General features: G+C 33.1%; 7 protein-coding genes and 1 rRNA gene. 7 read left to right on the top strand and 1 reads right to left on the bottom strand.

The features are described from left to right. The 7 genes from EDD66_RS07340 to EDD66_RS07310 form a co-directional block, all read left to right on the top strand. Nucleotides 1–200 (top strand): 23S ribosomal RNA (locus tag EDD66_RS07340); the annotation flags it as partial. Nucleotides 201–708: 508 nt separating this feature from the next. Continuing rightward, complete coding sequence (locus EDD66_RS07335) at nt 709–1,611, top strand: chemotaxis protein (protein ID WP_123608904.1); 903 nt, start codon at nt 709–711, stop codon at nt 1,609–1,611. Nucleotides 1,612–1,788: 177 nt separating this feature from the next. Then, on the top strand, nt 1,789–2,631 hold the full coding sequence (locus tag EDD66_RS07330) for a hypothetical protein (protein ID WP_123608903.1): 843 nt from the start codon (nt 1,789–1,791) through the stop codon (nt 2,629–2,631). Between the two features lie 119 nt (nt 2,632–2,750). After that, nucleotides 2,751–4,574 (top strand): hypothetical protein, encoded by a 1,824-nt coding sequence (locus tag EDD66_RS07325; protein WP_123608902.1) that lies wholly within the window; start codon nt 2,751–2,753, stop codon nt 4,572–4,574. Then, nucleotides 4,571–5,176, top strand: a complete 606-nt coding sequence (gene hisH, locus EDD66_RS07320; RefSeq protein WP_123608901.1) for an imidazole glycerol phosphate synthase subunit HisH — start codon at nt 4,571–4,573, stop codon at nt 5,174–5,176. Before EDD66_RS07325 ends, hisH begins: the two co-directional genes overlap by 4 nt. A 10-nt stretch (nt 5,177–5,186) precedes the next feature. Beyond that, a complete protein-coding gene (gene hisF, locus EDD66_RS07315) occupies nt 5,187–5,948 on the top strand; it encodes an imidazole glycerol phosphate synthase subunit HisF (protein ID WP_123608900.1) in 762 nt (253 codons plus the stop codon). Between the two features lie 20 nt (nt 5,949–5,968). Then, nucleotides 5,969–6,691, top strand: a complete 723-nt coding sequence (locus EDD66_RS07310) for a uracil-DNA glycosylase (RefSeq protein ID WP_123608899.1) — start codon at nt 5,969–5,971, stop codon at nt 6,689–6,691. 40 nt (nt 6,692–6,731) lie between these two features. Here the strand turns inward: EDD66_RS07310 and EDD66_RS07305 are convergent, their stop codons facing one another. After that, nucleotides 6,732–10,964, bottom strand: a complete 4,233-nt coding sequence (locus tag EDD66_RS07305; RefSeq protein WP_123608898.1) for a 2-hydroxyacyl-CoA dehydratase — start codon at nt 10,962–10,964, stop codon at nt 6,732–6,734. Between the last annotated feature and the right edge of the window lie 179 nt (nt 10,965–11,143).

Raw genomic sequence — 11,143 nt, 5'->3', positions numbered from 1 at the left:
ATACCAATGGCATGGCCGAGTAGCCAAGTTTGGAAGGGATAAACGCTGAAGGCATCTAAGCGTGAAGCCCCCCTCAAGATAAGATATCCCATAGCGTAAGCTAGTAAGACCCCTTGAAGACGACAAGGTAGATAGGTTAGAGGTGGAAGTGTGGTAACACATGGAGCTGACTAATACTAATAGGTCGAGGGCTTGACCTAAGATACTTGACGAGTTGCGAGCGTAAGCGAAGCAAGAGTTTAGTATTTAGGTCGTTCGATTGAACAAAGTGAAATCGAACTTCCTTATAGGATAAGTTCAGGATAGAAAGAATAGATGGAATTCAAACAGTGTGTAGTTTTTAGAGTATATAATATTTGAATAGTGTGTAAATCCAAAATAAAGTAAGATAGCTTATCAGCTATCTTTTTTTATTTTGCAATACCGCTAATTTAATAAAATATCAATATTTTAGAAGAAGTGCAGGTTTATGTCATAAGAATGCTGCTTGGCTATTCTATCGCTCAGTTTAAGCAGGATTAAACTTAAGAATGTTTTAAAGTTTAACGAATATTGCGAATCCATTTGAATTTTTTGTCATAATATAATATAATATAATAAATGATATAGAAAAATAGTTTTAAAAGAACTATTAATATATAAAACCATACACATATTAATATTTATAAATACGATGTACTACAGAATAAATTCATTGGAGGTTTTATTATGGACAAAGGAATACTGCTGGAAAGTGGAACAAATGAATTAGAAATATTGGAATTTCAAGTAGGAAACAATTATTATGGTATTAATGTTGCAAAGATTAATGAAATATTACCTTATCAGAAGCCAACACCAGTTCCAAATGCTCATCCTAGCATTGAAGGCATTTTTATGCCCAGAGATACAGTGATTTCAATTATTGATCTGGCAAAAAGTTTAAATTTACCTGATTCCACTGATAAAACTACAGACAAGTATATTGTTACGAACTTTAATAAATTAAATACAGGATTTCATGTTCATGGTGTAGTAGGTATTCACAGAGTTTCATGGGAAGAGATATTAAAACCTGACTCAACAATAAGTTCTGAAGGAAGTGGCCTGGCCACAGGGATTATTAAGTTAGATGGTAAATTAATTATCATATTAGATTTTGAGAAAATAGTATCGGATATTAATCCTGAAACTGGTTTAAAGGTATCAGATATTGATCAATTAGGAAAAAGAAAAAGAAATGAATCTCCAATATTAATTGCAGAAGATTCTCATTTACTCAGTAAGTTAATATTAGAATGCCTTCATAAAGCTGGATATACCAATGTGGTTACTACAAACAATGGACAAGAAGCATGGAATAAGTTAAATGAATATAAAGCTTCTGGTACCATAGAAACAAATGTGTCATGTGTCATAACTGATATAGAAATGCCGCAAATGGATGGGCATAGACTTACAAAATTAGTGAAAAGTGATGATGCATTTAAAGGAATACCGGTTGTTATTTTTTCTTCGTTGATTAATGATGATATGAGAAGAAAAGGTGAATTATTAGGGGCAGATGCTCAATTAACAAAACCTGAAATTGGTGAATTAGTGAAAGAGATTGATAAGCTGGTTTTATATTAGTATTTTAATTATTAAAGAATATTTATAGATAAAGATAAAATAATAGTATTCATTTATTGAAGTTATTTAGATAAAATGATCAGAATTCTACAGAGTTCTGATCATTTTTAAATTTCATATTGAATTATTTGTGTTGTATTATATAATTAATTATAATTTGCAAGAAAGGTGTATCATATGAATATAAATTATGAAGAAATATTAGAATTAATCAAAGATTCGTATTACGTTTTAATTGGATGCGGAGAAGAAGTATCCCTTGATGGTCTGGAAGATGAAATTTATCGTCCGCTACATTATCTAAACATAAAAAATAAAAAAGATTTAGAAAGAGTTATAAATAAAAATGCCATAGGAAATATAATGGATAGTATTTTAAAAGTGTATTATAACAAAAATCGAGACAATAAAAATAATCCATATGAATTGATTTATCAGTTGGTAAAAGATAAAAATTATTTTGTTGTCAATATGAATACAGACTTATCTGCATATAGCTCATCTCTGGACAGGAATAAGATTGTTTCCCCATGTGGAAATGAAGGATTATTCCAATGTGAAAAACTATGTACACAGGATGTTTGGTTAAATGATGAGTATATTCAATTTATAATGAGTAATTTTGGAACTATTATTAAATTGGCTGAGGCTGGTAATGAATCAGAACTGGAAAGATATTATCCTAAATGTCCAAGATGCCATGGCAATGCAATCTTTAATATAAGAAAAGATTCTTCAAATTATAGTGAAAAAGGGTATTTAGAACAATGGCAGGTGTACATGAACTGGTTCCAAAATACTTTGAATCGGAAGATATTAATGATTGAATTTGGGGAGAATTTTGATAACCCGATGGTAATACGCTGGCCATTTGAAAAAAACACATTTATTAATGGGAAAGCTAAAATGATACGGATTAATAAAAAGTTTCCACAGATTCCAGAAGAAATTGGTGAAAAATCGATATCAATTTCCATGAGTTCAATTGAATTCCTAAGAGAGATAAATAAATTCATATAATTTTTTGAGTTTTATCATAAATTTGTAAAATTGTTGTTTCTATATCGAAATTATGATAAAATTGTAATAAATTAAATTTGCTATACATTTAAATTTGTACAAATGAGGAGAGTATGAGGATGGGAAAATGTAAAAATTGTAATACTGAAATATCTGATGATCAGGTATTATGTGATAATTGCAATTCAAAAGAATCTTACTTAGATGAATTATTGAATTCAGTCGTTAGTACTCAGTCTGAGAATACAGAGAATACTAAAACTATGACTCAAAGACGGTTAAAGAAAAGATCTAAAGATAGTCTAAATGAAAGTTCAGAACAAATGGTACATGATAAATTAAATCAAAATATACCCGAGAATAGTGAAAGTGAAAAGGCAGAAAAGATGGAGAAAAGAGAAGCGGATAATTTACAAGATTTAATGAATATGGAATCCATTGATATGGACCCAGCCAGTATTGCAACAGATGATATGAGTATTGCAGATATGGGGCCAATTACCATGGAACAATTTGAAGATGTAATGCTGGATGAATCATCTGAGAATGAAGAGCAGGAAGATGAAGCATTTGATATGAATAATATATTTGACTTCATGGATGCGGTTGGTGATAATTCAGAAAGTGTGGACTGGCCATCAGATAATGATGAACATATGGATGATGCTGCAATGTCGGATTCTCATGATGGAAACATGGGTAATGATTTGGGCAACAGCTTTGAAAATATAAGCATTTTAGGTAGTGAATCAGATAATAATCAGGATACTGAAGATAATCATGAAGAGACAGCTGAAAATCCACAGAATGATACAAGTTTTTTATCACTTGAAGATGATATTTTAACAGAAGATAGTGAAAATATTAATGAATTATTAGATTTTTTATCTAATGAGGACAATGCGGCAACTTTGGCTGAGAGTAATGGAGTGGACAATGATTTGGGTAAATCTGTTGATGATGATATCCTTTCTTTGGATAGCTTATCCTCTGAAAATGCAGATATCGGTCTTGATTTTGGAAGCGATATTGGTGATGTATTCTCAGATACATTGGATACTGTGGGTACATTAGAAGATTTAGCTGTGAATGATGTTCCTTCGGTTGAAATTCCTGGTATTGGAAAAGAAGATACTATTAAAAAGGTAAAAGAAAAAGAAAAGAAGAGAAGTATATTCAAGGAACTTATGTTTGGACCAGAGGAAGATGATCTGGAACGAGAAGCTATTGAAGAAGAAAAAAAGAAAATTAGAAAAGCTAAGAATAAAGCTAAAAATAAGGCCAAAAGAGCTTCTGAGGATGAAGAGAATAATGAGAAAAAAGGATTTCTTTCTTTCTTAAAGAAGAAAAAAGGAAACAATACAGAAAAGAAAGTGAAAAAGGTTGTAAAACCGAAAAAATCAAAAAAAGAGGAAATAGAGGAAGTAGATTTAGGTAAAATTAATAAATATGCTACAATGATAATATTCTCAATATTTGTTGCATTAGCTATTGTTATAATTTCCGGGACTGAAATTATTTCCTACTCATCTTCAATTACTAAGGCTTCAACAGAATTTCAAAGACAAAGATATAATTATGCTTATGATGCACTTTCAGGAGTAGAAGTTAAAGACAAAGATATGGAACTTTATGATAAAGTTATGACAGTTATGTATGTAAATAAGCAATTAAATTCATATAATAGTTTTTATTCCATGGGCGCATATCCACAGGCTCTTGATTCTTTAGTGAAAGGGTTGAATAGGTATGATAAATATATTGACCTGGCAAAAGAACTTGGCATAGAAACAGATTTAAATTATGTTAGAGACCAAATTTTATCTGAGTTAAAGAATTCATATCAATTATCGGAAGAAGAAGCATTAGATATATTAAAGAGTGAAGATCAAACTACCTATAGTAAAAAAGTGTATGATGCAGCCCAGAAAGGAAAAGAATGATTACAATAATAGATTATGATGCCGGTAATTTAAAAAGTGTCGAAAAAGCTTTAAATTTTATTGGACAGAAGACAATCATCACTAGAGAGAAAGAAGAAATATTAAAAGCTGAGAAAGTAATTCTGCCTGGAGTGGGTTCCTTTGGAACTGCAATGGATAAATTATACAAGTATGATCTTGTCGATACAATTAGAGAAATAACAGATAAAAAAACTCCTTTACTTGGCATCTGTCTGGGCTTACAGTTACTATTTGGAGCCAGTGAGGAATCACCTGAGATTCAGGGCATGTCTATATTAGATGGAGAGATTATAAAAATTCCTGATACACCTGGTCTTAAGATACCCCATATGGGCTGGAATTCACTTGGTATTAATCCAAAATCAAAATTATTTCAGGGAATTGAAGATAATTCTTATGTATACTTTGTTCATTCCTACTATTTAAAAGCTAAGAATATAAATGAAGTAGCGGCAACGACAGATTATGGCACATTAATTCATGCTTCTATTGAGAAAGATAATATTTATGCCTGCCAGTTTCATCCAGAGAAGAGTGGAGAAGTTGGGCTACAGATACTGAAAAATTTTGCATTAATTTAAAGGAGAGTTTATGCTTACTAAGAGAATCATACCCTGCCTTGATGTTCATAATGGCCGTGTTGTAAAAGGAATTAATTTTGTAAATCTACGAGATGCCGGAGATCCCGTTGAAGTTGGAGCGGCTTATGATAAAGCTGGTGCAGATGAGCTGGTATTTCTTGATATCACTGCATCTTCTGATGCAAGAACAATAAAGTTAGATATGGTGAGAAGAGTTGCCCAAACAGTATTTATACCATTTACAGTAGGTGGTGGAATCCGTACGGTAGAAGATTTCAAAGTGATATTAAGGGAAGGTGCAGATAAGATTGCTGTAAATACTGCTGCGATTTTAAACCCGACTTTGATTTCTGAGGCGGCAGAGAAATTCGGAACTCAATGTGTTGTTTTGGCCATGGATGCCAAAAAGCGTCCAGATGGATCAGGATGGAATATCTATAAGAATGGTGGACGAGTAGATATGGGAATTGATGCAGTAGAATGGGCTATACAAGCAACCAAATTAGGTGCTGGAGAAATATTGTTAACTAGTATGGATCAGGATGGGACTAAGAATGGCTATGATTTAGAATTAACCAGAGTAATTTCTGAAAATGTCTCTGTACCAGTAATCGCATCTGGCGGTGCAGGTACGAAAGAACATTTTTATGATGCACTAACAAAAGGAAAAGCAGATGCGGCATTGGCTGCTTCTTTATTTCATTATAAGGAATTAGAGATTAAAGATGTGAAAAAATATCTTCATGAAAGAGAAGTAAGTGTTAGGCTATAAAATTTAGAGTTGGAGAAAATATGTTATTAAATGAAGACAGATCTAAGTCATGGGATGATTTTCTTAATGAAGATGTTCTAAAGAAACTGAGTGATATCGAAGATCAGCTGGGGAATGATTATACACCGGCAAAAGAGAATATACTTAGATTTATGAATAATAATTTAGAAAATATAAAAGTATGTATTGTAGGACAGGATCCTTATTATTCCCTGGATAATGGTGATTTAGTGGCTATAGGAAGAGCATTTCAACCGAATAACCTTGTAAATTGGTCTCAGTCTTTTAGACAAGTATCTTTAAAAAATATGGTTAGATTAGTATATAAAACCTATAATGACATAGAAGATTATAAAGAAATCAAAAGATACAAAGATATTGTAAAGGAAATTGAATCAGGTGATTTTCCAATATTGCAGCCAAGGAAATGGTATGACTCCTTAGAGCAACAAGGAGTGTTATTTCTTAATCGCTATTTAACAACGAAAGTAGGAACACCAAATGCTCATAGACATATATGGAATGATTTTATGGGCGAAGTAATTCATTACATCGGGCTTAAAAAACCTGATATGAACTGGTTCTTATGGGGAAATGAAGCTCAAGATTGCGAAAAGATAATTGAACAAGGTATCTTTTATAAAAGTAGACATCCTATGATGTGCTCTGAAAAATACCAGGATGACTTTTTAAAATCAGATTGTTTTAAAGCTACAAAAGATATTATAAATTGGTTAGGATAATAATACAGCCGCTTTCAGTTCATCCGAAAGCGGCTGTATTTTATACTTTCTTTTCTAATTTCTTGTTTGCTGTTGAAAGCATCAATTTGATACGATTTAATTGATTGACTTCACTGGCACCCGGATCGTAATCTATTGCAACAATATTGGAATCAGGGAATTTTGCACGTAATTCTTTGATAACTCCTTTACCAACTACATGATTTGGCAGACAGGCAAATGGTTGAGTACATACGATATTATCAACTCCAGAATGAATTAATTCTATCATCTCACCTGTTAAAAACCAGCCTTCTCCAGTTTGATTTCCCAATGATACAATAGGTGAAGCGTATTCAGCAAGAGTAGCGATAGGAACAGGAGGAGTGAAACGAGTACTTGCTTTTAATATTTTAGATGCTTCTTTTCTAAAATGCTCCAGCATACGAATTGCAATATTATTAACTGTTGCACTTACTTTTGATTTTCCAAGAAATTCAGCTTTAAAGTTTGTATTGTAAGAACAATACATTAGGAAATCTAATAAGTCTGGGACAACGGCTTCAGCCCCTTCAGATTCTATCAGCTCTACCAGATGATTGTTGGCCGCAGGTAGAAATTTTACTAAAATCTCTCCCACGATACCAACCTTAGGTTTGACTTCCTCTGTAAGTGGAAGCGTATCAAATTCGTGGATAATACCCTTAATATTTTGTTTATATTCGGACCAATTTCCATTCATTACAGATTTCTGGCAAATAGTTCTCCACTTATCATGAAGAGCATTTGCGGAACCTGGAATTTGTTCATATGGTCTGGTCTTATATAATACCCGCATGAATACATCACCATATACGATTGCCTGCATTGCTCTGTTTAACATCTTAGGAGTGATTTTTAAACCGGGATTCTTTTCTAATCCCTGAGCACTTAATGAAATTACAGGAATCTGTGGCATATTTGCTTTAATAAGAGCTCTTCTGATAAATCCAATATAATTCGATGCTCTGCATCCACCACCGGTCTGAGTGATTATAACGGCAACTTTATTTAAATCATATTTGCCGGATAACAATGCATCCATTATTTGACCAACAACCATTAGGGATGGAAAGCATGCATCGTTATTGACATATTTTAAGCCCACATCTACCGCTTTTTTGTTATCATTAGGTAGTACTTCAACATTGTATCCGCAAGATCTAAGGGCAGGCTGTAAAAGATCAAAATGAATTGGTGACATCTGAGGACACAGAATCGTATAATCTTTTTTCATTTCTTCTGTAAAGATTACCCTCTTATAGGCGGCTGAAACAGGGTGCGGCTCTACATGCTTTTTCTCTCTATCTTTTATTGCAGATAGGAGAGAGCGAATACGAATTCTGGCGGCTCCCAGATTATTTACTTCATCAATCTTAAGTACAGTATATATTTTACCGGATTTTGTTAATATTTCACTTACTTGGTCAGTAGTAACAGCATCTAAACCACAACCAAATGAATTCAATTGAATTAATTCAAGATTTGAATCAGTTGCCACTAAAGATGCGGCAGCATATAGTCTGGAATGATACATCCATTGATCCATTACATTTAATGGACGATCAATCTTAACTATATGAGAAACAGAATCTTCCGTTAATACGGCAACACCGTAGGAATTAATTAATTCTGGTATTCCATGATTTATTTCTGGATCAATATGATATGGCCTTCCTGCCAGAACAATACCTTTTTTGCCTGTCTCTTTAAGATATTCAAGGGTCTCTTCCCCTTTCTTCTGCATCTTAAGGCGAATCATTGCAAGCTCTTTCCAGGCAAGAGCAACGGCGTTTCGTACTTCCGTTTCCGGAATATTATTTTGCTCTTTCATATAGCTTACAAGACGCTTTGACAGGATTTCTTCACTTTCAAATGACATAAAAGGATTTTGGAAATTAATATTTAAAGTTCTAAGCTCATCTACATTATTCTTAATGTTTTCAGCATATGATGTTACGATCGGACAGTTATAGTGATTATTTGCGCCATCTATCTCAGGTCTTTCATATGGGATACATGGATAAAAAATATAATCAATACCTTGCCTAATAAGCCAGGTTACATGTCCATGTGCTAATTTAGCTGGGTAACATTCAGATTCACTTGGAATAGATTCAATACCCAATTCATATATTTTATGGCTGGACTCTGGTGATAAAACAACCTTATAGCCTAATTCTGTAAAGAATGTAAACCAGAAGGGATAGTTTTCATAAAGATTTAAAACTCTTGGAATTCCCACACTGCCTCTATATGCTTTATCCTCTTCCAAAGGGGTATAGGTAAAGAGTAATTTATTCTTATATTCAAAGAGATTAGGTATGTTATCTTTATTTTTTTCTTTGCCAAGGCCACGTTCACAACGGTTTCCTGATATAAACTGACGGCCACCAGTAAAACGATTAATTGTTAACAAACAATTATTGGTACATCCTTTACACCTTGCCATAGAAGTCTCGAATACTAATGAATTTATTTTATCAATGGTCAGCATGGTAGTAGGAGTGTCTTCACTATAATGTTCCCTGGCTATTAAAGCAGCACCAAATGCTCCCATAATACCTGCGATATCAGGCCTTACAGCACTGCATTCTGATATTTTTTCAAAACTTCGAAGAACCGCATCATTATAAAAAGTTCCGCCTTGAACAACAATTTTTTCACCTAAATCCTTTGGATCGGTGATCTTTATAACTTTAAGAAGGGCGTTTTTAATAACGGAATAAGCAAGACCGGCTGAAATATCAGAAACATTTGCTCCTTCTTTTTGAGCTTGTTTCACTTTGGAATTCATGAAAACAGTACATCTGGAACCTAAATCTATTGGATTTTTTGCAAACAGGGCCACTTTTGCAAAATCAGATACTTCATAATTCAAAGATTTTGCAAAGGTTTCAATAAATGAACCGCACCCAGAGGAACAAGCTTCGTTTAATTGTACAGTATCAACAGTTTTGTTCTTTATCTTAATACATTTCATATCCTGACCACCAATGTCAAGAATACAATCTACTTCTGGCTCAAAAAAGGCTGCAGCATAATAATGAGCAACTGTTTCAACTTCACCTTCATCTAACATAAGAGCCGATTTTATAAGAGCTTCTCCATATCCTGTAGAACAGGAACGAACTATTTTGGCACTATCAGGCAATAGTGAATAGATTTCTTTAATAGATTTAATCGTTGTCTTTAATGGGCTGCCATTATTATTGCTATAGAAAGAGTATAATAAAGAACCATCTTCACCAACCAAAGCAACTTTAGTCGTGGTAGAACCTGCGTCAATTCCAAGAAAACAGTCTCCTTCATATGTATTTAAATCAGCTTTTGCTACCTGGTGCACTGAATGTCTTTTAATAAAATCATCATATTCTTCTTGATCTTTAAAAAGTGGATCCATACGGTTAACTTCAAATTCAAGCTTTATATTTGATGAAAGTTTATTACATAATTCCCTTAATGTGGTTGTTACTTCAAATTTTGTATTCAGAGCGCTACCAATAGCTGCAAACAGATGAGAATGTTCCGGCGCTATAATTTGCTCCTCTGTTAATTTAAGAGTTCGTATAAATGCATTTTTAAGCTCAGTTAAAAAGTGGAGTGGACCTCCAAGAAATGCCACATTTCCTCTAATTGGCTTACCACACGCCAAACCACTAATCGTTTGATTTACGACTGCCTGAAAAATAGATGCAGATAAATCTTCTTTGGTAGCACCTTCATTAATTAAAGGCTGGATATCTGATTTTGCAAACACTCCACATCTTGCGGCAATTGGATAGATTGCCTTATAGTTCTTGGCATATTCATTTAATCCTATTGCATCTGTTTTTAATAAGGTAGCCATCTGATCAATGAAGGAACCGGTACCACCAGCGCAGATACCATTCATTCTCTGTTCAATACCATTAGAAAAATATATAATTTTGGCATCTTCCCCACCAAGTTCAATAGCAACATCGGTTTGAGGAGCATAATCTTCCAAAGCTGTTGCAACAGCAACTACTTCTTGAATAAAGGGTACATTTAAGTGCTTTGAAATGGATAGTCCACCAGAACCTGTAATCATAGGAGCTAATTCCATATCACCTATTTGATTAATAGACTTCTCTATTAATTTAGACAATGTATCTTGAATATTTGCATAATGTCTTTCATAATCGGAGAATAATATATTCTTATGTTCGTCTAGTATTGCTATTTTTACGGTAGTAGAGCCAATATCAATACCTAGTTTAATATTTGTTTTCATAATTCACTCAGCATATTAAAAACGCTGCTTGCCTCCTTATAATATAACATCTTTACTATGGATATATTAAGTTTTACTTATCTAAGGACATAACAGCTGTTATCTCCTACTTTAGAAGAAATGGAAGTGTTACAGTTGGTAGTCATCAGATAAAAGAATCAAACATTATTATACGATGA

Source organism: Mobilisporobacter senegalensis, from assembly GCF_003752155.1.
In the GTDB taxonomy this organism is placed as follows: domain Bacteria; phylum Bacillota; class Clostridia; order Lachnospirales; family Lachnospiraceae; genus Mobilisporobacter; species Mobilisporobacter senegalensis.
This window is presented reverse-complemented; position numbering and strand designations above follow the sequence as displayed.

Coding starts and splice junctions, on each gene's coding strand:
- EDD66_RS07310 (WP_123608899.1), top strand. CDS start 5,969: ATGTTATTAAATGAAGACAGATCTAAGTCATGGGATGATTTTCTTAAT.
- hisF (WP_123608900.1), top strand. CDS start 5,187: ATGCTTACTAAGAGAATCATACCCTGCCTTGATGTTCATAATGGCCGT.
- hisH (WP_123608901.1), top strand. CDS start 4,571: ATGATTACAATAATAGATTATGATGCCGGTAATTTAAAAAGTGTCGAA.
- EDD66_RS07330 (WP_123608903.1), top strand. CDS start 1,789: ATGAATATAAATTATGAAGAAATATTAGAATTAATCAAAGATTCGTAT.
- EDD66_RS07305 (WP_123608898.1), bottom strand. CDS start 10,964: ATGAAAACAAATATTAAACTAGGTATTGATATTGGCTCTACTACCGTA.
- EDD66_RS07325 (WP_123608902.1), top strand. CDS start 2,751: ATGGGAAAATGTAAAAATTGTAATACTGAAATATCTGATGATCAGGTA.
- EDD66_RS07335 (WP_123608904.1), top strand. CDS start 709: ATGGACAAAGGAATACTGCTGGAAAGTGGAACAAATGAATTAGAAATA.